The following is a 25,686-nucleotide window of genomic DNA, read 5'->3' on the forward strand; positions in this document are numbered from 1 at the left end:
TTGATCTCCTTCCGGCGTCCGCTCAGGCGGCGATCGCCGGGATGGCGGCGGCGCGGGCAAAGGCCGCGCGGTTGAAGGGGCTGTGCGGCTTTTGCGCGAGGCGCTGGCCGGCGAGAGCGCGGGCGAGGCCGCCATCGCCGGCGCGAATCGCCGCATCGAGCGCGGTGAGGTGGATGATGTCGCGCTGCGCGTGGCTGCCGCCGAAGAGATGCGCCACGGGGTGGACCGCGGCGAGCGCGGCTGCGGCCTCGGCATAGCGTCCGCTGGCGAAGGCGAGCAGGGCGCGGGCTACAGGCAGCCCGACCTCGCGCGCCATCATCGCGTTCGTTCCCCCGCCCTGCATCGCGCGGTGCAGCGAGGCGAGCACGCGGGCCTGCGAAGCGGCCCGGTCGGTCGCGACAAAGGCCATCATCGCGTGCACGTCGTTGAACGCGTACCAGGCATCGTCGGCGAAGGTTTCCCACGCATCCGCCACGGCCTCGAAGCGCGCGCTCACATCGGCGCCGCGGAGCCAGAGCCGCCAGAGCATGGCGGATGCATCGACGAGCTCGAGCGCGACGGTGCTTGCCGAGGGGCGGATGCCCGCGTCGTAGATCGCGAGCACCCGGTCGAACGCGCCGACGTCGAGATGGTGCAGGGCGAGATGCCACCAGTTGTGGTAGGCGAGCATGTTGTCCGGCGCCCAGTCCTGCTCGCGCTCCTCGAGGAACTCGGCCCCTTCGTCGCGGCGGCCCTGCATCTCCATCACATGCGCGACGGCATGCACGGCCCAGGCATCGGCGCGGCAATGCGACAGCGCGCGGCGGCCCTGCTCCTCTGCCCGGCCGAATTCGCCCATCTCCTCGAGGCCGAAGGCATGCATGCCGAGCACGTAGCCGAAGCCGGGAACCGAGCCGTCCCAGGCGCGCAAGACCGAGGCGGGGCGGTCGCGAAGAAGGACGCTGCGCCCCTGGAAGAAGTCGGCCTGGTGCGCGACCTGAAGCGCGAGCAGGTCGCGCGGATGGTCTGCGAGCACGCGAGCGTAGTGGTCGCCCGCGCCGGCGAAATCGCCGCGATGCCAGGCCGCGAGCGCGGCGAAGTGGCCGCGCTCGCGCCCGTTCATCCGGCCGGAAAGGGCCTCGCCGGCAGCGATCACCTCGCCGAGCGGTCCGTTCGCCCCGGCCTCGGTCGAGCACAGGAACAGCCCGCCCTTGAGTGCGAGCGCCATCGGCATGTCGGGGCTCTTGGCGAGCACCGCGTCGATCCGCGCGAGCGGGTCGGCGAAGTAGCCGTTGAAGAGCGAGAGCGCCTGCTCGAACCCCTCGAGGGCGCTGTCGCTGGTGCGGCTGATGGGGCAGCCGCGCTTGTCGGTGGCGTGCATGGTCCTGTCTCCGGCAGGGGGTGTCGGCGCTGCTTCGGGCCGGGTCAGAGGATCATCAGGCGCCGGCGCACGGCCTCGGGGCCGGGCGAGACCTCGAACCCGATGTCGCGCAGGAGGTGCGCATCGAGCCCCTCGACGGCCGCGAGCGTCGCCCGCTCCGCACGCCAGGCGCCGAGCGTCGTGGCGAGCGAGGCGAGGAGGGCGGCCATCCGGCCAGGTTTCGATAGCGAAAGCGTAGCGGTCTCTGTCATCGTCGTTTCTCCTTCTGGGGCGGGCGGCCAAGGGCGGCCCTCCGCGTCGACGACCTGTATTGCCGCTGGCGGTTGCATGCGTGTTTCCGGGGTCGCCGAAACATGTTTCTGGTGTTTCGGCCGGGTGCGCCGCGTCACATCGCGCGGTCTGCGGCTTGAAACGGATGGCCCCGGGGGCTACACGCAGGCCGGATCAGGATCGTTCCGCAATCCAGGCACCGGCAGCATGAGCCAGCTTCCTTCCCTTCTCGTCGTCGAGGACGAGGCAGACATCGCCGAGGCCGTGGCGGAGTACATGGCTGCGAACGGCTTCGCCGTCCGCAGCGCTGGCGATGTCGAGACGGCACGGCGGCTGGTCGCAGAGGCACTGCCCGATGTCGCGATGCTCGACATCGCGCTGCCAGGGGAGGACGGGCTGTCTCTCGCCCGCTCACTCCGCTCGGCGCACGGGCAGGGCGTCGGCATCATCATGGTCACGGCAGCGTCCGACGTGGTTGACCGGGTGGTCGGGCTCGAGATCGGCGCGGACGACTACGTCGCCAAGCCGTTCGACCTGCGCGAGCTGCTCGCCCGGCTCCGCGCCGTGCTGCGGCGCGTGCACGCCTCGCGCGCCGCGATCGCGCTTCCCGCCAAGCCGGCCGAGCGCATTCCCTTCGGGCCGCACACGGTCGATCTCGCCGCGCGCAAGCTGCTCGACGAGAAGGGTGCCGAGATCGCGCTCACGGCGATGGAGTTCGACCTCGTGCAGGCCTTCGCCGAGCGCCCCGGCCGGGTGCTGACGCGGGCGCAGCTTCTCGACATCGCCCACCCCGGTGGGTCGGACCCGTTCGACCGCTCGATCGACGTGCGCATCACCCGGCTCAGGCGGAAGATCGAGCGCAACGCCGATGCGCCGGAGCTGATCCGCACGGTGCGCGGCGCTGGCTACGTGTTCGAGGGATGACAACGGTGGAGGGCGCGGCGGCGGTGGAGGGCCCGGGCTTTCCGCCGATGGATCCCGCGCTCTTCAAGAGCGTGCTCGACCGCGCCTTCACGCGCATCGCCTTCGTCGACCGCGACTACCGCCACCGCTACGTCAACCCGGAATACGCCGCGTTCATGGGAACGACCGTGGAGGCGATCATAGGCCGCACGATCGGCGAGGTGCTCGGCGAGGACGCAGCGCGCCAGCTCGCCCCGCTCGCCAACCGTGCGCTCGCGGGCGAGACGGTTCGCTGGCTCGGCTGGATCACCTATGCGGGCGAGCGGCGCCGCTACGTCGAGCGCGTGTACCGCCCCGTTCCGGGGGCGGATGGAACGGTGCAGGGCTATTTCGCAATCGTTCGCGACCTCACCGAGCTCAAGCAGCGTGAGGAGGACCTTGCCCGCCGCACCGCGCAGCTCGAGGCCATCCTCGGCCACATCGCCGAGGGCGTGAACATCGTCGATGCCGCGGGCAACATTGTGCTCGCCAATGACGGGTTCCTGCGGATGTACGGCTACCCGACAGAGTTCGGCCAGCCAGGCACGCCGCTCGAGCGGTTCGTGCGCTGGCGCCTCGAGCATGGTGCCTTCTACGCGCACGAGAACCCGGCCGAGCCGCTCGATGCGCTCGTCGCGCGCCGCGCCGCGGCGATCCGCACCGCAGGCAATGAGACGGTGGAGGAGGCGCGGCCCGACGGGCGCATCTTCGAGGTCCGCCGACGCCGCCTTCCCGATGGCGGGCTGCTCTCCACCTACACCGACGTCACCGCGGTGAAGGAGGCGGAGCGGGAGGTGCGCAGCCAGCGCGATGCCGTGCGCCAGGCGGAGCGCCTGTCCGCTCTGGGTTCGCTCCTTGCAGGCGTGGCGCATGAGCTGAACAACCCGCTCTCGATCGTCATCGCGCATGCGACGCTGCTCGAGGAGCAGGCGGCGTCCCAACCCGGCCTCGCAGGCAGGGCGACGAAGATCAAGTCGGCTGCGGAACGCTGCGGCCGCATCGTGCAGACCTTCCTCGGCATGGCGAGGCGCAAGGCGCCAGAGCGGCGGCCGGTGCGCATCGCCTCCGTCGTCGAGGCGGCGCTCGACCTCATCGGCTATGCGCTCCGCAGCAGCGGCATCGTCGCGATGCGCGACCTGCCCGATGACGTGCCCGAGATCGCCGCCGACCAGGACCAGCTGATGCAGGTGCTGATCAACCTCATCACCAATGCGCAGCAGGCGCTCGCCGGCCAGCAGGGACCGCGGCGCATCGCCATCGCCGCGCGTCCGGGAGAGGATGGCGGCATCGTACTGACCGTCGCGGACAACGGCCCGGGCGTTCCCCCTGCACTGCGCGGCAAGGTGTTCGACCCGTTCTTCACGACCCGCCAGGAGGGCGGGGGCACCGGGGTCGGCCTCTCCCTCTGCCGCGCCATCATCTCCGCCCATGCCGGGACGATCGCGCTCGAGGAAACCGAGGGCGGCGGCGCGACGGTGCGCGTGACCCTTCCCCCCGGAACGCTCGAGCCGGCGCGGAGTGCCGAGGCAGCAGAGGCGGATGCGCTGCCCGGCCTCGTCGTCCGCCGCGTCCTGTCCGCCCTCGTCGTCGATGACGAGGACGAGGTGGCCGCCGTGCTCGCAGAGATTCTCCGCAGCGACGGTTTCGTCGTCGAGACGGTCTCGGACGGGCTCGCCGCGCGCGAGCGCCTCTCCACGCGCGACTTCGACGTGGTGCTGTCGGATCTCCGGATGCCCGGGCTCGACGGCGCGGCGCTGCATGCCTGGCTCGCCGAGGCGCGGCCGGACCTCGCCGCGCGCGTCGTGTTCGTCACCGGCGACAGGCTCGGGGCAGGCGCCGATGCGCTGCTCGCGGCGACGAAGCGGCCGGTGCTGGCCAAGCCCTTCGCGCCCGCAGAGGTGCGGCGCGTGGTGCGCGGCATCGCTGCGGCCTGAGGCAGCGGCGGCCGCGCAATCACGGGGCCGATCAGGCCGCCTGCTTTACCATGCGGCGATACGCGAGCCTCACGCCGTCGAACTCGGCCTCGGCGAGCTCGCGCGGCGCGTAGCCGAGACGCTCGTAGAAGCCGACTGCGTTCAACGCGGCAGGCACGATCAGCCGGGCGATGCCGCGCGACACGATCTCGGCCTCGATCGCCGAGACGAGTGCAGCGCCGACGCCCTGGCCGTGCACGGAAGGGTGCACGAACACGGCGCGGATCGTCGCCGTCCCGCCGTCCTCGGCCTCCTGCCAGCCGGCGCCGCCGATCAGCGCGCCGCCCTGCTCTGCGACACGATAGCGCCCGGCCGCGACGAGCGCGCGAAGCTCCTCCGCCGGCCGATTGCGCCAGGCACGGCGCGCCTCGGGGGCGTAAGAACCGTCGTCGATCGCATCGATCGCGTCGCGCTGGATCATGGCAAGGCCCGGCACGTCGGCAAGCGATGCGGTGCGGATACGAAACTGCATGACACGCTCCATCCAGCGGGGCCTGTGCCCCGGTGACGGAATGGATGCTGCCGAGACAAGATTGCACGCCCGTGTCGGACTTCCGCCGAACCGATTTCAATCGTGACAGCGGCGTGATCTGGCGCACATCACCTGTGTCGGAATGATGGCACCGTCGCCAGCACTGGCCGAACGGGCGAGGCGGCACGTCCATCACCCAGGAGGGTTCGATGGCCGATGCAACGGATGACAGCGTAGCGCCGCTCCAGGCGATGCAGCATGTCCAGGTCGAACGCGCTCTGATCGACGTCGCGCTGTTGCGGACCTTCGTCTCGAGCCGGAACGAGATCACGCTCGACCGCGCCTTCGCCCCGGGTTTTCCCGTGCCGCCGCCGGCAGAGGCAGCGACCAAGCACGCCTTCCTCACCCGCCTCGCGGAGATCGAGCGCGCGGGTGCCGACGCCGTCGCGCGCGACCCGGGGGCGACCGCCTTCCTGTTCGGCGCGCGCGACACGCTCAACGCCGTCGCCGCGCCGGCCGATGCCTACACGATCGCCTTCACCGGCTTCTACACGGGCGCGCTGCCGGAGGCCGGCGTTCTGCGCCACCGCAAGGATTTTGCGGAGATGCGCACTCAGGCACGAATCAGCAAGCTCGTGCTCGGCGCGATGGCCGCCGTCGGTGTCGTGTTGGTGGTACTCGCGGTCCATCTCTCCGTTCACGCGACGGTCGGCAAGACCGTGCTCGAGCAGGTCGCGCGGACCGATGCGGCGCTCGCGGCGATCGACCGTGAGATCGCGGTCGCCGATGTGCGGGCTCTCTCGTCGATGGAGCAGAAGCCGGGCATCTGGTCGGCCACCATGCCGAGGCTTTGCGACAGGATGGCGCTGATGGCGGGCATGGCCTCAAGGCCCGACAGCATCGTGCATGGCTTCGAGGGGCCAGAGCACTGGCTTCTGTGCGACCGCCGGCGCGAGGCGAAGCTGCGCAACGACGTCGCCAAGTCGGAGCTCGCGACCTGGATCGACGCGACGACGGGGATGACGCGGCGGCAAGAGCCGCGCGAACGCCCGCGCTTCGGCGCCGCGCATGCATCGACGAGCGAGGAGACAGCACCACCCGAACTACGGCTGGAGGAGCCCGGCTTCTCCTTCGGCTCGTGGATCAGCTGGCTCCCCGGGTTGTCGGTGCGCGACCCATCGAAGCATACGCAGTACACCTCCGAGCAGGTGGGCTGGGCGCTGATCGGGGCGCTCGCGGTCTACTACCTCCCGGTGCTGTTCGGCATGCTCGGCGGCGCGGTCTATGCCGTCAGGCGGCTGAACCAGAAGATCCTCGGCAGCGAACTGCACCCGCGCGACTGGCGGCACGCTGTGCTCCGAATCTTCATGGCCTTCCTGATCGGCGGCTGCATCGGCCTGTTCTTCCGCTCCGACGGCACGGCGGTCGGCTCCTCGGGGAACGAGGTGACGCTCTCGATCGCGGCACTGGCCTTCCTCGCCGGCTACTCCGTCGAGGTCGTGTTCCGCTTCTTCGACCTGCTGATCGGGCAGGCGGCGCGCCTCGTCACGGCCGTCGCGCCGGAGGGCCCGGCGAGCGGCGTGGCGGCTACAGCGGCACGAGCCTGATCCGCCGCCCCTCCGCGGCGAGCGCGACGCGGCCGGCCTTGAGGTCGAGCGCCGCGTCGCCGAACACCTGGCGGCGCCAGCCATGCATGGCGGGGATGTCGGGCTCGGCCTCCGTGGCAAGCCGGTCGATGTCCTCGGAGGAGGCGAGAAGTTTCTGCGCCACGTCATGCTCGTCGCACTTGGCCTGCAGGAGCACCTTGAGCAGCGCCACCATCGCCGGGCTCGGCTTGATGCCGTTGCCGCGAAGTTGAACCTCCGGGAGCGCGCTCTCGGGCAGGGCCTGTGCCTCGGCCATCGCGGCGAGCAAGGCCGCGCCCGACTTGCCTTCCGCCAGCCCGCGCGAGAAACCGCGCGAGCGGAGAAGGCCCGCTGCGTCCTTCGGAACCTGGGCGGCGACCTCGAGAAGCGTCTCGTCCTTCACCACGCGCTGGCGGGGGATGTTCATCCTCTGCGCCTCGCGCTCCCGCCAGGCGGCGGCGGCGCGCAGAACGGCAAGGAAGCGGCGGTTCGAGGTGCGCGGCTTCAGTCTCTGCCAGGCATCCTCCGGCTCGGTGCGGTAGGTCGCGGGGTCGGCAAGCACGGCCATCTCCTCGGCCACCCAGGCGAGCCGGCCTTCCCGCTCGAGCCGCGCCTTCAGCTTCTCGTAGACGCGCCGGAGATGCGTCACGTCCGCCGCGGCATAGGCGATCTGCTCCGGCGTGAGCGGGCGGGCGGACCAGTCGCTGAACCGGAAGGCCTTGTCGATCCCTGCCCCCGTCAGCGCGCCGACCAGCGCATCGTAGCCCACCTGGTCGCCGAAGCCGGCCACCATCGCGGCGATCTGGGTGTCGAAGAGCGGCGTCGGCACCCGTCCGGTGCGGAGGACGAAGATCTCGATGTCCTGGCGCGCGGCGTGGAACACCTTCGTCACGGATGGGTCGTCGAACAGCGCGTAGAGGGGCGCGAGGTCGAGCCCCGGGGCCTCGGCGTCGATCACCGCGACGTCCTCCGGCCCGGCGATCTGGATGACGCATAGCTCGGGCCAGTAGGTGCGCTCGCGCATGAACTCGGTGTCGACGGTGACGAACTCGTTGCCGGCGAGCCGCGCGCAGAGGGCGGCGAGGGCGTCGGTCGTCTCGATCAGCTGCGGCGGGGGAAAGCCTGCCTTGGCGGGGCGGTTCATGGCCGCCCTTCTACACGGGGCGCGGCGCGGCACCAACCGGGAGAGAGAGGCCGAACTTGACAGCCCGTGCCCCTGCCGGTTCCTTCCGCGCCACACCGACGCCACCCCAACCGCCCGGAGCGGCCAACATCCCATGCATGCGTATCGCACCCATACCTGCGGCCAGCTTCGCGAGAGCGATGCGGGCAAGACCGTCCGTCTCTCCGGCTGGGTGCATCGCAAGCGGGACCATGGCGGACTGCTCTTCATCGACCTGCGCGACCATTACGGCATCACCCAGCTCGTGCTCGACCAGGGGAACCCCGCGCTCGCCGAAGCCGAGCGCATCCGCCCCGAGAGCGTGATCACCGTCACCGGCGAGGTGGTTCTCCGCTCGGCCGACACGGTGAACCAGAAGCTTCCGACCGGGCATGTCGAGGTGCGCGTCCGCGCCATCGAGGTGCAGTCGGCCGCCGAGGTCCTGCCCATCCAGGTGGCGGGCGAGGCCGAGTTCCCCGAGGAGCTTCGCCTCACCTACCGGTTCATCGACCTCCGCCGCGAGCGCATCCACCGCAACATCCTGCTTCGCTCGAACGTCATCGCCTCGATCCGCCGCCGGATGATCGAGGCCGGCTTCACCGAGTTCCAGACGCCGATCCTGACCGCCTCCTCGCCCGAGGGGGCGCGGGACTTCCTGGTGCCGGCACGGCTCCACCCCGGCAAGTTCTATGCGCTGCCGCAGGCGCCGCAGCAGTTCAAGCAGCTCGCCATGGTCGCGGGGTTCGACCGCTATTTCCAGATCGCCCCCTGCTTCCGCGACGAGGCGTCCCGGGCAGACCGCTCGCCGGGCGAGTTCTACCAGCTCGACTTCGAGATGAGCTTCGTGACCCAGGAGGACGTGTTCGCCACCATCGAGCCCGTTCTCGCCGGCGTGTTCGAGGAGTTCGCCTCAGGACGCGCGGTGACGCCGCCGCCCTTCCCGCGCATCCCCTTCGACCAGGCGATGCTCGAGTTTGGCTCCGACAAGCCCGACCTGCGCAACCCGCTGCGCATCAAGGACGTGACGGAGGCCTTCCGCGGAGGCGGGTTCGGGCTGTTCGCGCGCGCGATCAACGCCGGCGCTGTGGTGCGCGCCATCCCCGCCCCTGGCGCGGGCGGCCGGCCGCGGAGCTTCTTCGACAAGCTGAACGAGTGGGCGCGCGAGCAGGGCGCGGGCGGCCTCGGCTACATCACCTTCGAGGATGGCGAGGCCAAGGGACCGATCGCGAAGAACCTCGAGGCAGAGCGCTGTGAAGCGATCCGCGCGGCCTTCGACCTCGGCGACGGCGATGCCGTGTTCTTCGCCTGCGACAAGGAAGCGGCAGCGGCGAAGTTCGCGGGCGCGGTGCGGACGCGGCTCGGCACCGAGCTCGACCTCAACGAGAAGAACGCGTTCCGCTTCTGCTGGATCACCGACTTCCCGATGTACGAGCGGAACGAGGACACGGGCGCGATCGAGTTCAGCCACAACCCGTTCTCGATGCCGCAGGGCGGGCTCGAGGCGCTGAACACGAAGGACCCGCTGGAGATCAAAGCGTTCCAGTACGACATCGTCTGCAACGGGATCGAGCTCTCGTCGGGCGCGATCCGCAACCACCGGCCCGACATCATGATCCGTGCCTTCGAGATCGCGGGCTATCCCGCCTCCGAGGTCGAGGCACGGTTCGGCGGCATGCTGAACGCCTTCCGCTACGGCGCCCCGCCGCATGGCGGCTCGGCGCCGGGGATCGACCGCATCGTGATGCTTCTGGCCGACGAGCCGAACATCCGCGAGGTGATCCTGTTCCCGATGAACCAGCAGGCCGAGGACCTGATGATGGGCGCGCCTGCGACGGTTCCGCCCGAGCGCCTGAAGGAACTCTCGATCAGGCTCGACCTGCCGCCGGCGAAGGACACGAAGAAGGCCTGAGAGCGCGTCTCGACGCGCGTCTCCTTAGGCGGGAACCAGGGCGCCGCGCTTGTCGCGATACATCGCGCTGTCGGCGCGGTCGAGCAGTTCGTCGGGCGTCTCGTCTCCGGTGAAGGGCGCGAGGCCGACGGAGATCGACAGCGGCACCGCCGCGCCATCCTGAACCAGCGTCAGCCGGCCGATCGCACGGCTGATGCGGGCGGCCGAGGCAAGCCCCTTGTCATGGCTGATGCGACTGACCAGCACGGCGAACTCGTCGCCGCCGATTCGCCCGACGCTGTCATGCGCGCGCACCGTGTTGCGAAGACCCTCGCCCACCATGCGGATGGCGGCATCGCCGGCGGCATGGCCGAAGCGGTCGTTGATCCGCTTGAGACCGTCCATGTCGATGAAGAGCACGACGCCCGGCTCGCTGTGCCGCCGCGCCTCGGCCAGCCGCTCGGCGAGCCGCGAAGCGAGGCCGCGGCGGTTGAGCAGCCCCGTCAGCGGGTCGGTGTCGGCCAGATGCTCGAGCATGCGGATGCGTGCGGCCTGGCCGCGGATCACCTGGCCCGCGGCCCGCGCGATCGCCTCGGCCCGGGCGAGCACGGCGGCGCGCTGCGCGGCGTCGGGGATGCTGCGTGACACCTCCGCGAGCAGGGCCACGACATGAACCGGCATGGTCTGCGAGGGGGAGAGGGAGGAGGCGTCGAGCGGCATCGGTGAAGCTCCTGTGGGGTGGCCGGGGCGCCGGCCTCACGCGGTGTTTCGCAACCGCCGTGCCAGCCGGATGGCGCGCGGATGCGTGGATTTCCCGGGGGGAAGCGGCAGAATCTTCCCCCTCGCGGCCTGTTGACCCGGCAGGGCGTTCCCCATGGCCCCCTGGAGCAGGCAAGGCGTGCCCCATATGGTTGTGGGAACAACGAAAGGGTTCTCGATGCTCGGACGACGCCCCGGCCTCTCCGCCTCAGGCTTCCTCGCCCGCGCCCTGCTGCTCCCCGGGGCGCTCGTGGCGGGCCTCGGCGCGCCCATCGAGGCGAGCGCAGCAAATGGGGAGCTCGCCTCGCACCGCGCCGCCTACCGGCTGATGCTGAGCCAGGTGCGCGGCAATGCCGGGATCGAGAGCGCCGGCGGGGCGATGCTCTACGAGGTGGTGGACCGGTGCGAGGCCTGGACCTCGCAGCAACGCTTCTCCCTGTCGGTGACCTCGCGCGACGGAACGACCACCGAGCGCCAGTCCGACTACGTGACCTGGGAGGCGAAGGACGGACGCAGCCTCAGGTTCCGGCTCCGCCAGATCGTAGACGGGCAGCTCGCCCAGTCGATCACCGGCGAGGCGCGGCTTGAGGCGGACGGCAGCGGCGTGGTGCGCTACCGCGAGCCCGCCGAGCAGGAGGTGGCCCTGCCGGCCGGCACGCTGTTTCCGATGATCCATTCGCTGAAGATCTTCGCCGCCGCCCGGGCAGGCGAGCGCGCGCTCGCCGCGCCGCTGTTCGACGGCACCTCCGAGGACGGGGCGATGGAGAGCAACACCGCCATCGTCGGCGCGGTCCCGGAGGGCGGCGAGCGCTTCCCCGCGCTCGAGGGCGTCAAGTCCTGGCGGTTCCGCATCGCCTTCTTCGAGGCGGCGAACACGACCGGCAGCCCCGACTACGAGGTGGGCATACGCTACTGGGAGAACGGCATCGCCGACGAGCTGACCATGGATTTCGGCGACTTCGTTGTCGAGGGGAAGCTCGACACTTTGGAAATCGTACAGGGCGGGTGCTGACGGCCGCCGTTCGGCTGGCGATCTCGCGTCAAGGATGAGGCAGGCGTGCCATGCCGGACGCCTGCCTCCGCGCCTCGAGCCTCGACCCTAGCGCGCAAGTCCCTGCAGCAGCCGAAGCAACTCAGCCTGGATGTGCAGCAGCTCCCGCTGCAACGCCAGCGTTTCGGACAGTGGCGCAGGGGGCAGCGGCTGGGGATTGAGTGCCTGCAGTTGCCCGGCCGTTTCGCGCGCGCCCAGCACGGTGACCAGGTCACGCATGACGGTCACCAGCTGATCGATGGGCGGGAACTCGGACGGGATCGTGCGCGGACCGAGCGCGTTCACCCGGCATGGCACCCGCATGGCATAGCCGCCAACGTCGAATGTCTGGGCCAGTTCACCGGACAGGATGCGCGCTGCCCGCGGCGGGACGAACCCCAGCGCAATGCCGGTTCGCCATGGCACGCCCTGCGTGCAACCCGTCCGTAGCCCGTCGAACTCGAAGTAGTTGGGCATTTCCGACGAGAGGCCACGCAGGCGATAGGGCACGCCCGGGCCGCCTTCCTGGGCGAGCCCAGCGCAGAGGACGGTGATAACGAGCGGCTGCATCGGGGCATCGCCGAGCGTGCCGTTGCCGTTCAGGATGGGCTTCGGTCCCAGCTTGCGCGCGACCTTTACAGGCAGTGCGCTGCAATCGATCACTGCCCCCGTTCCGCCTGCAAGGCCAAGGCCGTGGCCCAGGCGCAGCGTGCCTGCGATCGTGGCCGGAGGCGAGGAATCCGTCCTGGGACGCACTCCGAACGCCACAGCAATGCGTTGTCCACCTGGCACCGCGTCCATCCAGGCGCCGAGACGCTGCAAGCCGGGCTCGATGAGGGCCGAGATCGCACCGTTGGCTGCCTGAAGCACGGCATCGGCGGTGTCGACGAACGTCGCGCCAGCCGCAGGGAGTTCAGGCCTCGACTCCAGCAGCCCCTGCAGGTCAACGCCGAGAAGGTCGAGCGCGGCGACCACGACGCGGCAGACGAAGTTCTTCCCCTCCGCCCGGAAGTTGCTGCCGGAGATTGTGCGCTCGCCTGCCAGCTCCCCCGCCCTCAGCAGGCGCGTCCGGTCGTCACCGACCCGGAGTTCGAAGGAGACTGCGATGTCGGCGCTCGCCTTGCAGCGCGGATCGAGCAGGTCATCAACCAGCGGGAGGGGCTGGCTCGACTCGAACTCGATGCTTGCCCCGGCCATGCTGTAGCGCACGCGCATCGCAAGCGGCGCGCTGCCGAGCCCTCCGCCGGATAGGCGCTCGATGCTCAGCTGCGGCTCAGTGAGGCCAAGCCTGACATTGCGGAGCGAGAAGCCCTGCAACAGTAGGTCGGGCTGCTGCAGGACGCCGATTAGCGTCTGCTCGAGTTGGCCGCTGCCGCGCTCCCAGGCCTCCTGAAGGGGCCGGGAGAGAAGGCGTGGATCGTCGATGCGACGATCGACGTCGTCGATGTCGGTGGCCGGGTCCCACGGCTGCACCATCAGGCGTAACCCCAGGTCGGGGCTTTGGGCCTTGGCTGCGTCGGCAAGCGTCCCCAGGCACAGCATGCCGAGGAGAAGAGCTGAAATAGGGCGCACGGATCGGCACTCCAGGACGTTGATGAACCGTCCTGAACAGTATCGAGCGGAGGAGAACCGCATCTGTACGGACGCGCACAGCATCACCCTGCGCGCGGCGTCACGCGCCCCTAAGACCCCATTCCCCTCCCCTTGCCGATGACGCCGGCGCCGAACTTCTCGCGGAGGCGGTCCATCGCCTGATCCACCGCCTTGCGCTTGGGTGCGGCGGGGTCTGCGAGGTCGCCTCGGTCCGCTTCGGCCGCCTCGGCCAGAGGGTCGGCGCCGATTCCGATGAGCCGGAAGCGCACCCCCGTCGCCTCGCGGGCGAGCATCGCGCGGGCTGCGGCGAACAGCGTGTCGGCAAGCTGGGTGGGACTTGGCAGCCGCGCATGACGCGTGCGGATCTGGAAGCTCGCGGTCTTGAGCTTCAGGGTCACGCCGGCGGCCGCAAGCTCCTTCGCCTTAAGCCGGGCCGAGAGCCTCTCGGCTAGCGGCCACAAGGCACGCTCGAGCTCTGCCACGGCCGACAGATCCTCGTTGAAGGTCGTCTCGGCGCTAATGGATTTGGCCTCGCGCGACGGGTCGACCGGTCGGCCGTCCTCCCCCCGCGCCATCGCCGCGAGCGCCGGCCCGTCCTCGCCCAGCCTGCGCAACGCCTCGGACGGAGAGAGCGCGGCGAGCTGGCCGAGCGTGGCGAAACCCTTCACGGCAAGGCGGTCTGCCGCCTTCGGCCCGACCCCCGGTAGGGCCGAGACGAGCATCGGCGCGAGCACGGCGGCCGCGTCGGCCCGGCCGATCACGGCGAAGCCGCGCGGCTTGTCGCGCTCGGCCGCCATCTTGGCGAGCATCCGGTTCGGTGCGAGCCCGATCGAGACGGTCACCCGCACCGTCCGTTCCACCTCCCGCGCAAGCCGGGCCAGGGTGACGGCGGGCGGGGCGTGGTGCAGCGCCTCGGTTCCGGAGAGGTCGAGCACCGCCTCGTCGATCGACAGCGGCTGCACGAGCGGGGTGAGCCGCTCCATCAGCGCGCGCACCGCCCGGCCTGCCTCGGCGTATTTCGCCATCTCGGGGCGGATCACCACCGCCTCGGGGCAAAGGGCGAGCGCCTTGAACATCGGCATGGCCGAGCGCACGCCGTAGCGCCGCGCGACGTAGCAGGCCGCGGTGACGACGCCGCGACGCCCGCCGCCGACGATCACGGGACGCTCGGTGAGCTCCGGCCGGTCACGCTTCTCCACCGAGGCGTAGAAGGCATCGCAGTCGAGATGCGCGATGGCGAGGGAGAACAGCTCGGGGTGGCGGACGATCCGCACCCCGCCGCAGGCGCGGCAGGCCGTTGCCTCCTCCGCCACCACCGCGTCGCAGTCGCGGCAGAGGGCGGGCATCGCCTCAGCCGCCCGGCTGCCGTGGCCAGAGCCAGGCAGCGCCGCGCACGCCCGAGCTGTCGCCGTGCCTCGCCTTCAGAACCGGCGTGTGCACGACATCGGAGAACACGTAGGGCTTCAGGAGGCGCGGCACCTCGACATAGAGATGGTCGAGGTTCGACACGCCGCCGCCGAGAACGATCGCATCCGGGTCGAGCAGGTTGATCACCCCGGCGAGGCCGCGGGCGAGCCTGTCGGCATGGCGGGCGAGCGCGGCGCGGGCAGCCTCGTCGCCTGCCTTGGCGCGAAGGGGAATCTGCGTCGCGTCCCGCGCCCCAGGTCCGTCGCAGTCCCGCGCGAGCCCCGTGCCGGAGAGCCAGAGCTCGAGACAGCCAACGCGCCCGCACCAGCAGCGGGGCCCAGGGTTCTCGTACCCCACCTGCCAGGGAAGCGGCGTGTGCCCCCACTCGCCGGCGATGCCGTGCGGGCCCTCGAGGATGCGGCCATCGACCACGACGCCGCCGCCGCAGCCCGTGCCGAGGATGACGCCGAACACCACGCGCTTGCCGGCGGCAGCCCCGTCGGTCGCCTCAGACAGCGCGAAGCAGTTCGCGTCATTGGCCATGCGCACGGGCCGGCCGAGCGCGGCCTCGATGTCGCGGTCGAGCGGGCGGCCGTTCAGGAAGGTGGTGTTGGAGCCCTTCACCAGCCCCGTCGCCGGAGAGATGCAGCCTGGCATGCCGATCCCGACCGTCGCGCCAGGCTCCGTCTCCGCCTCGGCCGTGCGGATGAGGTCGACGATGCCGCGCACGACGCCGCCGTAGCTGTCGGGCGTTGGCGCGCGGACGCGGAACCGCTCGATGCCCGCATCGTCGAGTGCGAGGATCTCCATCTTGGTTCCGCCGAGGTCTATGCCGAAGCGCATGGCGCCGATGGTGGCCGATGCCGCCCGCTTGCTCAATCCGCGCCCCCCGCGCAGCATGGGCGGATGACCGAGACCGTGCTCGACCTCAAGGGCCTCAGCTGCCCCCTTCCCGTGCTGCGCGCCAACAAGGCTCTCCGGACGATGGCCGCAGGCGCGAGGCTTCGCGTGCTCGCGACAGACCCTGCCTCGGTGAGGGATTTCCAGGCCTATTGCCAGCAGACAGGCCACGCTCTCGTGGCGTTCAGCGAGGATCGCGGCACCTATTCCTTCGTGATCCAGCGCAAGGTCGACCAGCCCGCGAAGGCCGAATGATCGGGCGATGAGCACAGTTCTCTTCTCCCACCCCGCCTGCCTCGGCCACGACACCGGCCCCGGCCATCCCGAGCGGGCCGACCGGATCAGGGCCGTGCTCGCCGCGCTGGAGGCGGAGGAGTTCGCGATGCTTCTGCGCGAGGAGGCGCCCGAGGTGAGTGTCGAGACGCTCGCGCGCGCCCACCCCCGCGCCTATGTCGAGGGCATCCTCTCGATCGTGCCGGAGCCGGACGAGCGCGTGATGCTCGACGGCGACACGGTGATGAGCCACGGCAGCCGAGCGGCCGCCCTGCGCTCGGCCGGCGCAGCGGTTGCGGCCGTGGATGCGGTGATGGAGGGCTGGGCGCACAACGCCTTCTGCGCGACGCGCCCGCCTGGCCACCACGCCGAGGCGGGAAGGCCGATGGGCTTCTGCCTGTTCTCCAACGCCGCCGTCGCAGCCCACCACGCGCGGGCGAAGTGGGGGGCGGCGCGCGTCGCGGTGGTCGACTTCGACGTCCATCACGGCAATGGCACGCAGGCCATCCTCGAGAGCGACCCTGGCTTCTTCTACGCCTCGAGCCACGAGATGCCGCTCTACCCCGGCACGGGGGACCCGAGCGAGCGGGGCGTGGCGAACAACGTGCTGAATGTCGCGCTGCGCTCGATGTCAGGCGGGCCGGAATTCCGTGCCGCCTGGGGAGACGAGATCATCCCCGCCGTGGAGGCGTTCGGGCCCGACCTGCTGATCGTCTCCGCCGGTTTCGACGCCCACCGCCGCGACCCGCTCGCCTCGCTCACCGTCACGACCGCTGATTTCTCCTGGCTGAGCCACGAGCTCGTCGCGCTGGCGGAGCGCGCGTGCGGCGGAAAGCTCGTGAGCCTTCTCGAGGGCGGCTACGACCTCGAGGGCCTCGCGGCCTCGGCCGCGGCGCATGTGCGGGCGTTGATGCGGGTCTAGCGTCGCGACACCCGCGCGGCCATCACTCCGGCCGCGTCGCCTGGAGCGAGAGGGCCAGCGGCAACCATTGCTCCGCGGGCCAGGTCCAGAGCCCGCCCTCGCGGGGAACGAGCGAGCGGAACATCTGCCACGTGACGGCTGGGTGCTCGTGCAGCCAGTCGAGCCGAAGCCCTGCGGCGGAGAGTGCCGCGAGCACGTCGCCGATCGGGTGAAGCCAGCTCACCGTGCGGCTGTTCGCGAGCCTCGCGTCCGGGTCGGCATAGTCGGTCGGGTCGTCGAAGAGGCGCGGCGCGCGCTCGAAATACGGTACGAGCGGGCCGGGAAGCGCGGGTGTCGTGCCGGGCACGGCGTCGTCGAATACCAGCGCCGCCGGGTGGCCGTCGGCGAAGTAGAGCGACCCGCCGGGCTTGAGGAAATGCGCGACCACCGCGGCCCACCGCGTGATGTCGGGAAGCCAGCCGATCGTGCCCCAGGTGGTGAAGACGAGATCGAATGCTGCCGCCTCGCCCGCCAGCGCCTCGGGGGCGCCGTACACCTCCGCCTCGACGAAGCGCGCGTTCGCCGCACCCACCTCGTCGGCCAGCGAGCGGGCAGCCGCGATCGCCGCGGGGCTGAAATCGACGCCCACCACCTCCGCCGCGCCGCGCTGGGCGAGGGCGATGCTGTCGTGTCCGATGTGGCACTGGAGGTGCAGCACGCGAAGGCCTTCGACCGGCCCGAGTTCCGCCTCCACGATGGCGTCGAGCGCGCCACGCCCCGCGCGATGCGATGAGAGGTCGTAGCCACCCGGGCCGAGATGGACGCCCGTCCGCTCCTCCCAGTTGGCGCGGTTCAGCGCCCGCCAATCGTGCTCCACGGACGCACCTCCGGGCTTCGGTCAGCGTCTCGGGCGACCGCGGCCGCGCTTCTTCGGATCGTACCCGCCGCCGCCAGGGCCCATCGGCTTGGGCTTCCACTCCTCGGCCTGGCGCCGGGGCATCCCTGGCGCGTCGAGTCCGAGTTCCTTCGCCTCGAGGCGCCTGATCTCGTCGCGCAGCCGCGCGGCCGTCTCGAATTCGAGGTTCGCCGCGGCCTCGCGCATCTCCTTCTCGAGGGTGGCGATCGTCTTGCGCAGGTCCTTGCCGACAAGCTCCGCCGGGCCGCCACCCTCCACGGGCGCGACCGTCACATAGTCCTGCTCGAACACGGAGGAGACGATGTCGGCAATCTGCTTCTTCACCGATGCGGGCGTGATGCCGTGCGCCTCGTTCCAGGCGATCTGCTTGTTGCGGCGCCGCTCGGTTTCCTCGAGCGCGCGCTTGAGGCTGTCGGTCATCGTGTCGGCGTAGAGGATCACGCGGCCGTCGACGTTGCGCGCCGCGCGGCCGATCGTCTGGATCAGCGAGGTGGTTGAGCGAAGGAAGCCCTCACGGTCGGCGTCGAGGATGGCGACGAGCCCGCACTCGGGAATGTCGAGCCCCTCGCGCAGCAGGTTGATGCCGACGAGAACGTCGAACGCGCCGAGCCGGAGGTCACGGATGATCTCGATCCGCTCGAGCGTGTCGATGTCGGAATGGAGGTAGCGGACGCGGATGCCGGCATCGCCGAGATACTCGGCGAGATGCTCGGCCATCTTCTTGGTCAGCACCGTCACCAGCGTGCGCATGCCCTTCGCGGTGACGTCGCGGATCTCGGCAAGCAGGTCGTCGACCTGCATCTCGACCGGGCGGATGATGGTGATCGGATCGACCAGCCCCGTCGGGCGGATCACCTGCTCGACGAACACGCCGCCCGTGCGCTCCATCTCCCACGGCCCGGGGGTTGCCGAGACGAACACGCTCTGCGGCCGCATCGCGTCCCACTCCTCGAACTTCAGCGGGCGGTTGTCTGTGCAGGAGGGAAGGCGGAAACCGAACTCCGAGAGAACCTGCTTGCGGTTGAAGTCGCCGCGGAACATTCCGCCCACCTGCGGTACCGTCACGTGGCTCTCATCGACGAACAGAAGCGCGTTGGAGGGAAGGTACTCGAACAACGTCGGCGGCGGCTCGCCGGGGTTCCGCCCGGAGAGGTAGCGGCTGTAGTTCTCGATGCCGCGGCAGGAGCCGGTGGTCTCCATCATCTCGAGGTCGAACTGCGTGCGCTGCTCGAGCCGCTCGGCCTCCAGAAGCTTGCCCTGCGCGCGGAGCTCCTCGAGCCGCTCCTTCAGCTCTGCACGAATGCGGACCGCCGCCTGCTGCAAGGTCGGCCGCGGGGTGACGTAGTGGCTGTTGGCGTAGACCGCGATGCTCTCGAGGGCGGCCGATTTCTCGCCCGTCAGCGGGTCGAACTCGACGATGCTCTCGACCTCGTCGCCGAACAGCGAGATGCGCCAGGCGCGGTCCTCGTAGTGGGCGGGGAAGATCTCGATGCCGTCGCCGCGCACGCGGAAGCTGCCACGCTGGAAGGCGGCGTCGTTGCGGCGGTACTGGAGTTCGACCAGCGCCTTGAGCAATCTCTCGCGCGCCACCGTCTCGCCGACGGTGAGCTTCACCACCATCTGGCTGTAGGTCTCGACCGAGCCGATGCCGTAGATGCAGGAGACGGAGGCGACGATGATCACGTCGGGCCGCTCGAGCAGCGCGCGGGTCGCTGCATGGCGCATCCGGTCGATCTGCTCGTTGATCTGCGCGTCCTTCTCTATGTAGGTGTCGGTGCGCGGAACGTACGCCTCGGGCTGGTAGTAGTCGTAGTAGGAGACGAAATACTCGACGGCGTTGTCGGGGAAGAAGCTCTTCATCTCGCCGTAGAGCTGGGCGGCGAGCGTCTTGTTCGGCGCGAGGATCAGCGCCGGCCGCCCGGTGTTGGCGATCACGTGCGCCATGGTGAAGGTCTTGCCCGAGCCGGTGACGCCAAGCAGCACCTGGTCCTGCTCGCCCGCCTGCACGCCCGCGGTCAGCGCCGCGATCGCGGAGGGCTGGTCGCCCGACGGCGCGAAGTCGGACGCGATGCGGAACTCGGCGCGGCCTGCCACCGGCGCGCGCTTCTCGGGGATGAAGAGCGCGCGGCTCTCCTGCACGGCATAGGCGGTCATCCATCCTCCTCGGTCTCTGCAAGAGATGGTGAGTGGGCAGGGGGAAACTACCGCCTGCGGGCCTGGACGTAGTCCCAGAACTGGAATGCGTAGTCCTCGGCCTTCCGGGCCTGCAGGTGGCAGGAGAAGCAGCCGTCAAGGCTGACGCTCCGCCTCTGCCCCTCGGGGGTGAAGGAAGCGTATTCCCACTCGCCGTTGCGCTTCTCCGGCCCGTAGCCCTCGCCCCAGCCCCGCTCCTTCTGCTGAACGGCCACCACCGTGTAGTCGGGCTCGGTGATGATGCGACCGTCGAGGTCGAGAAGCGGGGTCCCGTCCGCCCCGAGGCGGGCCCGCTTGTCGGCCATCACGATCACCGTGCCGTAGGGCAGGGGTTCGCCTTGCCGTGCCGCCTCGAAGGCCTCCCGGTTGACGTAGAGGAAGCGGACGATCTTGCGGTCAGGCTTGTCGACGGTGGCGTAGCGGATGAACTCGCGCTCGAACCCCGCTGGAAAGGCGATGTTCTCGGGGCCCGGCCTGTACGCCTGGGCGAGCGCCGCGCCGGCGAGGATGGACGCCGCGGCGATGACGAACGGACCCTGCATCGGAGCCTCCCTGCGTCACCCGGCGAGCGATGATCCTCCCTCCCCTACGGCGAGGGCAAGCCTCCCCTCCTCCTGCTGCCATTGGCGCGCCACGGTGCTTTGCCTAGAGTGCCCGGCAAGTGACGGGAGTATCCGAATGGCTGATCAACGGCGCGCCCCCCGCGCGGCCGAGGAGGGCGGCAAGCCTCTGCCGCCCGAGGTGGCGGGATTGAGCTTCGAGGAAGCGCTGTCCGAGCTCGAAGGCATCGTCCGCCAGCTCGAGGGCGGCCAGGGAAGGCTCGAGGACGCGATCGCTGCCTATGAGCGTGGCGCGGCGCTCCGCAAGCACTGCGAGGACAAGCTCGCCGAGGCCGAGGCCAAGGTGCAGGCCATCGTCGCGCGCGGCGGGGCGGCAACGGGAACCACCCCCTTCGACTCGGGCGAGGCCTGATGGCGCTTACGGTCGTTGACGGGCGGCTCGCCCCCGCGCTCGCCGAGGCTGCGGACCGGGCGGAGGCAGCGCTCGACAGGCTCCTGCCCCAGGGCGAGGAGGCGCAGAGCCGCCTCTACGAGGCCATGCGCTATGCCTGCCTCGGCGGCGGCAAGCGGCTTCGCGCTTTCCTGGTGATGCAGTCTGCCGGGCTGTTCAACGTCGCCCCCCGCTCGGCCGACCGCGTGGCCGCCTCGGTCGAGATGCTGCACGCCTATTCCCTCGTGCACGACGACCTGCCGGCGATGGACGATGACGATCTCCGACGCGGCAAGCTCTCCTGCCACAAGGCCTTCGACGAGGCGACGGCCATCCTCGCAGGCGACGCGCTGCAGGCCCGCGCCTTCGAGATCCTCGCCGAGCCAGACACCCATTCCGACCCTGCTGTTCGCTGCGAGCTGATCTCCTCGCTTGGCCAGGCGGCAGGCGCCCGCGGCATGGCGGGCGGGCAGATGATCGATCTGATGGCCGAGGCGCATGCCTTGACCGAGGCCGAGGTCACCCGCCTCCAGATGCTGAAGACGGCCCGGCTGATGACCTGGTGCTGCGAGGCCGGCGCGATCCTCGGAAAGGCGGCAGCCCCACTCCGGCACGCCCTTGCGGGCTATGGGCGCGACCTCGGCCTTGCCTTCCAGATCGCAGATGACATCTTGGATGAGACGGGCACGCCGGAGGAAATCGGCAAGACGCCGAAGAAGGATGCCGCCGCCGGAAAGGCCACGCTGGTGGCTCTTCTGGGGCTCGAGCGGGCAAGGTCGCAGGCGCGGATGCTGGCCGAGCAGGCGATCGGCCATCTCGACCCGTTCGGGCCCTCTGCAGATTCGTTGCGCGATCTCGTAGCGTTTGTCGTGACAAGACGGATGTAGTGGGGCACTGTAAACCGTCCATGACACATGAGCGTCAAGCAGCCATGACACATCAGTCAGCGCCCAAGCCGATGCTCGACCGGGTCCGCATTCCGGCCGACCTTCGCAACTTCTCAGCCAGCCAGCTCGGCCAGCTCGCCGACGAGCTCCGCCAGGAAACGATCGAGGCCGTCTCGATCACCGGCGGGCATCTCGGCGCCTCGCTCGGGGTGATCGAGCTCACCGTCGCCGTCCATGCAGTGTTCGACACGCCGGACGACCGGCTGATCTGGGACGTCGGCCACCAGGCCTACCCCCACAAGATCCTGACCGGACGGCGCGACCGGATCCGAACCCTCCGCCAGGGCGGGGGGCTCTCGGGCTTCACCCGCCGGTCGGAAAGCGAGTACGACCCGTTCGGCGCCGCCCACTCCTCCACCTCCATCTCCGCCGGGCTCGGCATGGCGGTGGGGCGCGACCTGAAGGGCGAGAAGAACCACGTCGTCTGCGTGATCGGCGACGGGGCGATGAGCGCCGGCATGGCCTACGAGGCCATGAACAACGCCGGGGCGATGAAGTCGAACCTCATCGTCATCCTGAACGACAACGACATGTCGATCGCGCCGCCCGTGGGCGCGATGAGCGCCTACCTGTCCCGGCTCTTCTCCTCGCGAAGCTACGTGAACCTCCGACAGCTCGCGGCCCAGGTGACCAAGCGCCTGCCGGCGCCGATGGAGCGCGCGGCTCGCCGGGCCGAGGAATACGCCCGCGGCCTGCTCACAGGCGGCACGCTGTTCGAGGAACTCGGCTTCTACTACGTGGGCCCGATCGACGGGCACAACCTCGACCACCTGCTGCCCGTCATGCGCCACATCCGCGACAGCGATCGCGAGGGCCCGTGGCTTCTGCATGTCGTGACCAAGAAGGGCAAGGGCTACGCGCCGGCCGAGGAATCGGCCGACAAGTACCACGGCGTCTCCAAGTTCAACGTCGTCACCGGCGAGCAGGCCAAGGCCCCGCCCGGGCCGCCGACGTACACCAAGGTCTTCGCCGAGAGCCTGATCGCCGAAGCCGAGAAGGACGACCGGATCGTGGCCGTCACTGCCGCCATGCCGGCAGGGACGGGACTCGACGCCTTCGCGAAGCGCTTCCCCGACCGGTGCTACGACGTCGGCATCGCCGAGCAGCATGCGGTGACCTTCGCCGCAGGCCTCGCGACGGAGGGCTTCAAGCCGTTCGTCGCGATCTACTCGACCTTCCTGCAGCGCGCCTACGACCAGGTGGTGCACGACGTCGCCATCCAGAACCTCCCCGTGCGGTTCGCGATGGACCGGGCCGGGCTCGTTGGCGCCGACGGCGCGACGCATGCGGGAAGCTTCGACATCGCCTATCTCGGCTGCCTGCCGAACATGGTGCTGATGGCCGCTTCCGACGAAGCGGAGCTGTCGCACATGGTGGCGACCGCCGCGGCGCATGACGGCGGCCCGATCGCGCTGCGCTATCCGCGCGGCGAAGGCATGGGCGTTGCACGCGAGGCCAAGGGAACGGTCCTTCCCATCGGCAAAGGGCGCGTGCTGCGCGAAGGCTCCTCGATCGCCATCCTCTCCTACGGCACGCGGCTCGCCGAGGCGCTTCGCGCGGCCGATGCGCTCGCCGCGCGCGGCTTTTCCACCACCGTGGCCGATGCCCGCTTCGCCAAGCCGCTCGACACCGACCTGGTGCGCAACCTCGCCCGCAACCACGCGGTGATGCTCACGATCGAGGAAGGCTCCGTCGGCGGGTTCGGCAGCTTCGTGATGCACGACCTCGCGCATGCCGGGCTGCTCGATGGCGGGGTGAAGTTCCGCCCCCTCGTTCTGCCGGACCGCTACATCGACCACGACAAGCCCGAGAAGCAGTACGACCAGGCAGGCCTCACCGCCCGGCACATGGTCAACGCAGCGCTCGGCGCCCTCGGCGCCGGCGAGGCGGAAGGAGACGAAGCACTGCCGTCCCGCGCCTGATGGCGCAGAGGGCGGCGATCCGCCGCGTCACGCCCCATGTCCTGATGGCGGCGCTGCCGGAGCCCTTCGCCTACAGCCAGGCCTGGTACCGCGAGCGCGGCGCGATGCTCGTCGAGATCGAGACGGAGGACGGCATCGTCGGCTGGGGCGAGGCCTTCGGTCCGCCCGCGTTGACCGCACCCATCGTCGCGTGGTTCGCCCCGCTTCTGGTTGGCGCCGATGCGCTCGCAGGCGAGGCGATCTGGCAGGCCCTCTACAACAGGCTGCGCGACCATGGGCAGAGGGGCCTCGCCATCGAGGCGCTGAGCGCGATCGACATCGCGCTCTGGGACATTCGCGGCCAGGTGGCGGGGCTGCCGATCCACCGGCTGATGGGTGGCCCGCTCCGCAGTTCCGTCCGCGCCTATGCCACCGGCTTCTACCGGCGCGAACGCGACGACCATGAGCAGTACCTGAAGGAGGAGGCCGATCTCCGCCTCGCCGAAGGCTTCGGCGCGATCAAGCTCAAGACCGGCTGGGGCCTCGCCGAGGACATCGCACTCACCCGCGCGATGCGCCGCCATCTCGGCCCCGACATCCTCATGCCGGTGGACTGCAACCACGCCTACGACGCGGCCGGTGCCATCCGCTACGGCAATGCCGTGGCCGATCAGGACATCCTCTGGTTCGAGGAACCCGTGCCGCCAGAGGACATAGACGGGTATTGCGAGGTGAAGCTGCGCCAGCCCATCCCGGTCGCTGGAGGCGAGGCCACGTTCACCCGCTGGGGCTTCCGCGAGATGATCGCCCGCCGCGCGGCCGACATCCTTCAGCCGGATGTCGCCGCCTGCGGCGGCCTCTCCGAGGCCAAGAAGATCGCCGACATGGCGACCGCCTTCGGGCTTCGCACCAACCCGCATGTCTGGGGCACGGGCATCGCGCTCGCCGCCTCGCTTCACCTGATCGCGGTGATCCCAGACAACCCGCCGGGCCTGTTCCCCACCCCGCCGATGCTTGAGCTCGACCGCTCGCCCCACCCGATCCGCGACGCGTTGACGCCACCCGTCGCGCTCGAGCATGGGACGGTCGCGATCCCGGACGCCCCCGGTCTGGGGGTGGCGCCGGACCGGGCCGCCTTGGCACACTGGCGCGTGTGAAGCGCCGGCTCGATCAACTGCTGCTCGATCGCGGGCTCGTCGAGAGCCGGGCGAAGGCGCAGGCCCTCGTCATGGCCGGGAAGGTCTTCTCCGGAGAGAAGCGGCTCGACAAGCCAGGCCAGCCGATGGCCGAGGACGCCGCGCTCGAGGTGCGCGGGCAGGACCACCCCTGGGTGAGCCGCGGCGGCGTGAAGCTGGCCCACGCGCTCGCCCATTTCGGACTCTCTCCGAAAGGGCTCGTCTGCCTCGACATCGGCGCATCCACGGGTGGCTTCACCGACGTGCTGCTCGCGAGCGCGGCCGAGCGCGTCCATGCCGTCGATGTCGGGCACGGGCAGCTCGCGTGGAAGCTGCGCTCCGACCCGCGCGTCGTCGTGCACGAGAAGACCAACGCGCGGTTCCTCACGGCCGATCAGGTGCCCGAGCCGATCGGCGCGCTGGTGTGCGACGCCTCGTTCATCGGGCTCCAGGTCGTGCTGCCCTCCCCCATGGCGCTGTGCGCGCCGGGCGCGTGGCTCGTCGCACTGATCAAGCCTCAGTTCGAGGTCGGGCCGGGCGCGGTCGGCAAGGGCGGGGTGGTGCGCGAGGCCGGGCAGCACCGCGCCGTCATCGCGCGCATCGAGGCGTGGCTGGGCGCCCTGCCCGGCTGGCGCGTCCTCGGCGTCACCGAGAGCCCGATCACGGGCCCTGAGGGAAACCGCGAGTTCCTGATCGCCGCCAGGCGGGAGCGGTAGCTACTCCGCCGCCGGTGGCGCTGCCGGAACGTCGTGCTCCGTCAGGGCGGCGAGGAGCGCCCAGACGCGCTTGGGGTCAAAGCGCACCTCGGGGTCGTTGAGCAGCCGGTCGAGCTCGGCCTGCGCGGCCTCGTAGCTCTCGTCGCCGAACTCCGCCGTGTCGTCCATCGTCACAGGCTCCGTCGCAGAAGCGATGGGGAAGTGTGCACCGGAAAAGGTGACCGGAAAGCGACCGGGTGGTGGAAGGATGGGGGCGTGGACGCTCGGTGGCTCTCGCCACGCCCCCCACAACG

Annotated in this window: 24 protein-coding genes; 12 read left to right on the forward strand and 12 right to left on the reverse strand. The window is 70.4% G+C overall.

Going from position 1 to position 25,686, the window contains the following annotated elements:
- Nucleotides 1-22: 22 nt before the first annotated feature.
- Both FIF60_RS09850 and FIF60_RS09855 read right to left on the reverse strand, forming a co-directional pair.
- Nucleotides 23-1,360 carry a tetratricopeptide repeat protein gene (locus tag FIF60_RS09850; protein ID WP_144185903.1) on the reverse strand — a complete coding sequence of 446 codons (1,338 nt, stop codon included), beginning with the start codon at nucleotides 1,358-1,360 and terminating at the stop codon, nucleotides 23-25.
- A gap of 44 nt (nucleotides 1,361-1,404) precedes the next feature.
- Nucleotides 1,405-1,611: a DUF1127 domain-containing protein gene (locus FIF60_RS09855; protein WP_158639153.1), complete on the reverse strand. Its 207-nt coding sequence runs from the start codon at nucleotides 1,609-1,611 to the stop codon at nucleotides 1,405-1,407.
- A 226-nt stretch (nucleotides 1,612-1,837) separates the two neighbouring features.
- On the opposite strand from FIF60_RS09855, the gene FIF60_RS09860 reads away from it, so the two are divergent.
- Together FIF60_RS09860 and FIF60_RS09865 are read left to right on the forward strand one after the other, a co-directional pair.
- On the forward strand, nucleotides 1,838-2,554 hold the full coding sequence (locus tag FIF60_RS09860) for a response regulator (protein ID WP_144185905.1): 717 nt from the start codon (nucleotides 1,838-1,840) through the stop codon (nucleotides 2,552-2,554).
- A gap of 5 nt (nucleotides 2,555-2,559) precedes the next feature.
- Nucleotides 2,560-4,506: a hybrid sensor histidine kinase/response regulator gene (locus tag FIF60_RS09865; RefSeq protein WP_158639154.1), complete on the forward strand. Its 1,947-nt coding sequence runs from the start codon at nucleotides 2,560-2,562 to the stop codon at nucleotides 4,504-4,506.
- Between the two features lie 31 nt (nucleotides 4,507-4,537).
- Here FIF60_RS09865 and FIF60_RS09870 read toward each other — a convergent pair whose 3' ends face one another.
- Nucleotides 4,538-5,017: a GNAT family N-acetyltransferase gene (locus FIF60_RS09870; RefSeq protein WP_158639155.1), complete on the reverse strand. Its 480-nt coding sequence runs from the start codon at nucleotides 5,015-5,017 to the stop codon at nucleotides 4,538-4,540.
- Nucleotides 5,018-5,226: 209 nt separating this feature from the next.
- Between FIF60_RS09870 and FIF60_RS09875 the strand changes: the two genes are divergently transcribed.
- Nucleotides 5,227-6,624: a hypothetical protein gene (locus FIF60_RS09875; protein WP_144185908.1), complete on the forward strand. Its 1,398-nt coding sequence runs from the start codon at nucleotides 5,227-5,229 to the stop codon at nucleotides 6,622-6,624.
- On the opposite strand, the gene rnd is transcribed toward FIF60_RS09875, so the two are convergent.
- The gene (gene rnd / locus FIF60_RS09880; protein WP_144185909.1) at nucleotides 6,605-7,786 is read right to left on the reverse strand and encodes a ribonuclease D; all 1,182 of its coding nucleotides are present in this window, start codon (nucleotides 7,784-7,786) and stop codon (nucleotides 6,605-6,607) included. The genes FIF60_RS09875 and rnd overlap by 20 nt on opposite strands.
- Nucleotides 7,787-7,919: 133 nt before the next feature.
- Between rnd and aspS the strand changes: the two genes are divergently transcribed.
- The gene (aspS, locus tag FIF60_RS09885; protein WP_144185910.1) at nucleotides 7,920-9,713 is read left to right on the forward strand and encodes an aspartate--tRNA ligase; all 1,794 of its coding nucleotides are present in this window, start codon (nucleotides 7,920-7,922) and stop codon (nucleotides 9,711-9,713) included.
- 24 nt (nucleotides 9,714-9,737) lie between these two features.
- Here aspS and FIF60_RS09890 read toward each other — a convergent pair whose 3' ends face one another.
- Nucleotides 9,738-10,412 carry a GGDEF domain-containing protein gene (locus FIF60_RS09890; protein WP_144185911.1) on the reverse strand — a complete coding sequence of 225 codons (675 nt, stop codon included), beginning with the start codon at nucleotides 10,410-10,412 and terminating at the stop codon, nucleotides 9,738-9,740.
- A gap of 217 nt (nucleotides 10,413-10,629) precedes the next feature.
- On the opposite strand from FIF60_RS09890, the gene FIF60_RS09895 reads away from it, so the two are divergent.
- Nucleotides 10,630-11,463, forward strand: a complete 834-nt coding sequence (locus tag FIF60_RS09895) for a cell envelope integrity EipB family protein (protein WP_158639156.1) — start codon at nucleotides 10,630-10,632, stop codon at nucleotides 11,461-11,463.
- A gap of 87 nt (nucleotides 11,464-11,550) precedes the next feature.
- On the opposite strand, the gene FIF60_RS09900 is transcribed toward FIF60_RS09895, so the two are convergent.
- The 3 genes from FIF60_RS09900 to FIF60_RS09910 form a co-directional block, all read right to left on the reverse strand.
- Nucleotides 11,551-13,053, reverse strand: coding sequence for a hypothetical protein (locus tag FIF60_RS09900; RefSeq protein ID WP_144185913.1), 1,503 nt, complete (start codon nucleotides 13,051-13,053; stop codon nucleotides 11,551-11,553).
- 110 nt (nucleotides 13,054-13,163) lie between these two features.
- The gene (locus FIF60_RS09905; protein ID WP_144185914.1) at nucleotides 13,164-14,420 is read right to left on the reverse strand and encodes a DNA polymerase IV; all 1,257 of its coding nucleotides are present in this window, start codon (nucleotides 14,418-14,420) and stop codon (nucleotides 13,164-13,166) included.
- Between the two features lie 4 nt (nucleotides 14,421-14,424).
- Nucleotides 14,425-15,324, reverse strand: a complete 900-nt coding sequence (locus FIF60_RS09910) for an ROK family protein (RefSeq protein WP_144185950.1) — start codon at nucleotides 15,322-15,324, stop codon at nucleotides 14,425-14,427.
- A gap of 63 nt (nucleotides 15,325-15,387) precedes the next feature.
- Between FIF60_RS09910 and FIF60_RS09915 the strand changes: the two genes are divergently transcribed.
- On the forward strand, nucleotides 15,388-15,636 hold the full coding sequence (locus FIF60_RS09915) for a sulfurtransferase TusA family protein (RefSeq protein WP_144185915.1): 249 nt from the start codon (nucleotides 15,388-15,390) through the stop codon (nucleotides 15,634-15,636).
- A gap of 7 nt (nucleotides 15,637-15,643) precedes the next feature.
- Nucleotides 15,644-16,576, forward strand: coding sequence for a histone deacetylase family protein (locus FIF60_RS09920; protein ID WP_144185916.1), 933 nt, complete (start codon nucleotides 15,644-15,646; stop codon nucleotides 16,574-16,576).
- Nucleotides 16,577-16,598: 22 nt separating this feature from the next.
- On the opposite strand, the gene FIF60_RS09925 is transcribed toward FIF60_RS09920, so the two are convergent.
- The 3 genes from FIF60_RS09925 to FIF60_RS09935 are packed head-to-tail and all read right to left on the reverse strand — an operon-like array spanning nucleotide 16,599 to nucleotide 20,206.
- Nucleotides 16,599-17,432 carry a class I SAM-dependent methyltransferase gene (locus FIF60_RS09925; RefSeq protein WP_144185917.1) on the reverse strand — a complete coding sequence of 278 codons (834 nt, stop codon included), beginning with the start codon at nucleotides 17,430-17,432 and terminating at the stop codon, nucleotides 16,599-16,601.
- Between the two features lie 21 nt (nucleotides 17,433-17,453).
- Nucleotides 17,454-19,625 (reverse strand): excinuclease ABC subunit UvrB, encoded by a 2,172-nt coding sequence (gene uvrB, locus FIF60_RS09930; protein WP_144185918.1) that lies wholly within the window; start codon nucleotides 19,623-19,625, stop codon nucleotides 17,454-17,456.
- A gap of 47 nt (nucleotides 19,626-19,672) precedes the next feature.
- Nucleotides 19,673-20,206, reverse strand: a complete 534-nt coding sequence (locus FIF60_RS09935) for a cytochrome P460 family protein (protein ID WP_144185919.1) — start codon at nucleotides 20,204-20,206, stop codon at nucleotides 19,673-19,675.
- 136 nt (nucleotides 20,207-20,342) lie between these two features.
- Between FIF60_RS09935 and FIF60_RS09940 the strand changes: the two genes are divergently transcribed.
- The 5 genes from FIF60_RS09940 to FIF60_RS09960 are packed head-to-tail and all read left to right on the forward strand — an operon-like array spanning nucleotide 20,343 to nucleotide 25,393.
- Nucleotides 20,343-20,636, forward strand: coding sequence for an exodeoxyribonuclease VII small subunit (locus tag FIF60_RS09940; protein WP_144185920.1), 294 nt, complete (start codon nucleotides 20,343-20,345; stop codon nucleotides 20,634-20,636).
- On the forward strand, nucleotides 20,636-21,541 hold the full coding sequence (locus FIF60_RS09945; protein WP_144185921.1) for a polyprenyl synthetase family protein: 906 nt from the start codon (nucleotides 20,636-20,638) through the stop codon (nucleotides 21,539-21,541). The genes FIF60_RS09940 and FIF60_RS09945 overlap by 1 nt, the downstream gene beginning before the upstream one ends.
- A gap of 20 nt (nucleotides 21,542-21,561) precedes the next feature.
- Complete coding sequence (gene dxs, locus FIF60_RS09950; protein ID WP_456305146.1) at nucleotides 21,562-23,523, forward strand: 1-deoxy-D-xylulose-5-phosphate synthase; 1,962 nt, start codon at nucleotides 21,562-21,564, stop codon at nucleotides 23,521-23,523.
- On the forward strand, nucleotides 23,523-24,659 hold the full coding sequence (locus FIF60_RS09955; protein WP_144185923.1) for a mandelate racemase/muconate lactonizing enzyme family protein: 1,137 nt from the start codon (nucleotides 23,523-23,525) through the stop codon (nucleotides 24,657-24,659). Before dxs ends, FIF60_RS09955 begins: the two co-directional genes overlap by 1 nt.
- Entirely contained in the window at nucleotides 24,656-25,393 is a 738-nt protein-coding gene (locus tag FIF60_RS09960) for a TlyA family RNA methyltransferase (protein ID WP_144185924.1), read from the forward strand. Before FIF60_RS09955 ends, FIF60_RS09960 begins: the two co-directional genes overlap by 4 nt.
- On the opposite strand, the gene FIF60_RS09965 is transcribed toward FIF60_RS09960, so the two are convergent.
- Entirely contained in the window at nucleotides 25,394-25,561 is a 168-nt protein-coding gene (locus FIF60_RS09965) for a peptide chain release factor 1 (RefSeq protein ID WP_144185925.1), read from the reverse strand. It lies immediately after the preceding gene.
- Between the last annotated feature and the right edge of the window lie 125 nt (nucleotides 25,562-25,686).

The sequence above is a fragment of the Elioraea rosea genome, assembly GCF_007644105.1.
In the GTDB taxonomy this organism is placed as follows: Bacteria; Pseudomonadota; Alphaproteobacteria; order Acetobacterales; family Acetobacteraceae; genus Elioraea_A; species Elioraea_A rosea.

Excerpts from the sequence above, each read along its gene's own strand:
- FIF60_RS09850 (WP_144185903.1), bottom strand. The coding sequence starts at position 1,360 with ATGCACGCCACCGACAAGCGCGGCTGCCCCATCAGCCGCACCAGCGAC.
- FIF60_RS09855 (WP_158639153.1), bottom strand. The coding sequence starts at position 1,611 with ATGACAGAGACCGCTACGCTTTCGCTATCGAAACCTGGCCGGATGGCC.
- FIF60_RS09860 (WP_144185905.1), top strand. The coding sequence starts at position 1,838 with ATGAGCCAGCTTCCTTCCCTTCTCGTCGTCGAGGACGAGGCAGACATC.
- FIF60_RS09870 (WP_158639155.1), bottom strand. The coding sequence starts at position 5,017 with ATGCAGTTTCGTATCCGCACCGCATCGCTTGCCGACGTGCCGGGCCTT.
- FIF60_RS09875 (WP_144185908.1), top strand. The coding sequence starts at position 5,227 with ATGGCCGATGCAACGGATGACAGCGTAGCGCCGCTCCAGGCGATGCAG.
- rnd (WP_144185909.1), bottom strand. The coding sequence starts at position 7,786 with ATGAACCGCCCCGCCAAGGCAGGCTTTCCCCCGCCGCAGCTGATCGAG.
- aspS (WP_144185910.1), top strand. The coding sequence starts at position 7,920 with ATGCATGCGTATCGCACCCATACCTGCGGCCAGCTTCGCGAGAGCGAT.
- FIF60_RS09890 (WP_144185911.1), bottom strand. The coding sequence starts at position 10,412 with ATGCCGCTCGACGCCTCCTCCCTCTCCCCCTCGCAGACCATGCCGGTT.
- FIF60_RS09895 (WP_158639156.1), top strand. The coding sequence starts at position 10,630 with ATGCTCGGACGACGCCCCGGCCTCTCCGCCTCAGGCTTCCTCGCCCGC.
- FIF60_RS09905 (WP_144185914.1), bottom strand. The coding sequence starts at position 14,420 with ATGCCCGCCCTCTGCCGCGACTGCGACGCGGTGGTGGCGGAGGAGGCA.
- FIF60_RS09910 (WP_144185950.1), bottom strand. The coding sequence starts at position 15,324 with ATGCGCTTCGGCATAGACCTCGGCGGAACCAAGATGGAGATCCTCGCA.
- FIF60_RS09915 (WP_144185915.1), top strand. The coding sequence starts at position 15,388 with ATGACCGAGACCGTGCTCGACCTCAAGGGCCTCAGCTGCCCCCTTCCC.
- FIF60_RS09920 (WP_144185916.1), top strand. The coding sequence starts at position 15,644 with ATGAGCACAGTTCTCTTCTCCCACCCCGCCTGCCTCGGCCACGACACC.
- uvrB (WP_144185918.1), bottom strand. The coding sequence starts at position 19,625 with ATGACCGCCTATGCCGTGCAGGAGAGCCGCGCGCTCTTCATCCCCGAG.
- FIF60_RS09935 (WP_144185919.1), bottom strand. The coding sequence starts at position 20,206 with ATGCAGGGTCCGTTCGTCATCGCCGCGGCGTCCATCCTCGCCGGCGCG.
- FIF60_RS09940 (WP_144185920.1), top strand. The coding sequence starts at position 20,343 with ATGGCTGATCAACGGCGCGCCCCCCGCGCGGCCGAGGAGGGCGGCAAG.
- FIF60_RS09945 (WP_144185921.1), top strand. The coding sequence starts at position 20,636 with ATGGCGCTTACGGTCGTTGACGGGCGGCTCGCCCCCGCGCTCGCCGAG.
- dxs (WP_456305146.1), top strand. The coding sequence starts at position 21,562 with ATGACACATGAGCGTCAAGCAGCCATGACACATCAGTCAGCGCCCAAG.
- FIF60_RS09955 (WP_144185923.1), top strand. The coding sequence starts at position 23,523 with ATGGCGCAGAGGGCGGCGATCCGCCGCGTCACGCCCCATGTCCTGATG.
- FIF60_RS09965 (WP_144185925.1), bottom strand. The coding sequence starts at position 25,561 with ATGGACGACACGGCGGAGTTCGGCGACGAGAGCTACGAGGCCGCGCAG.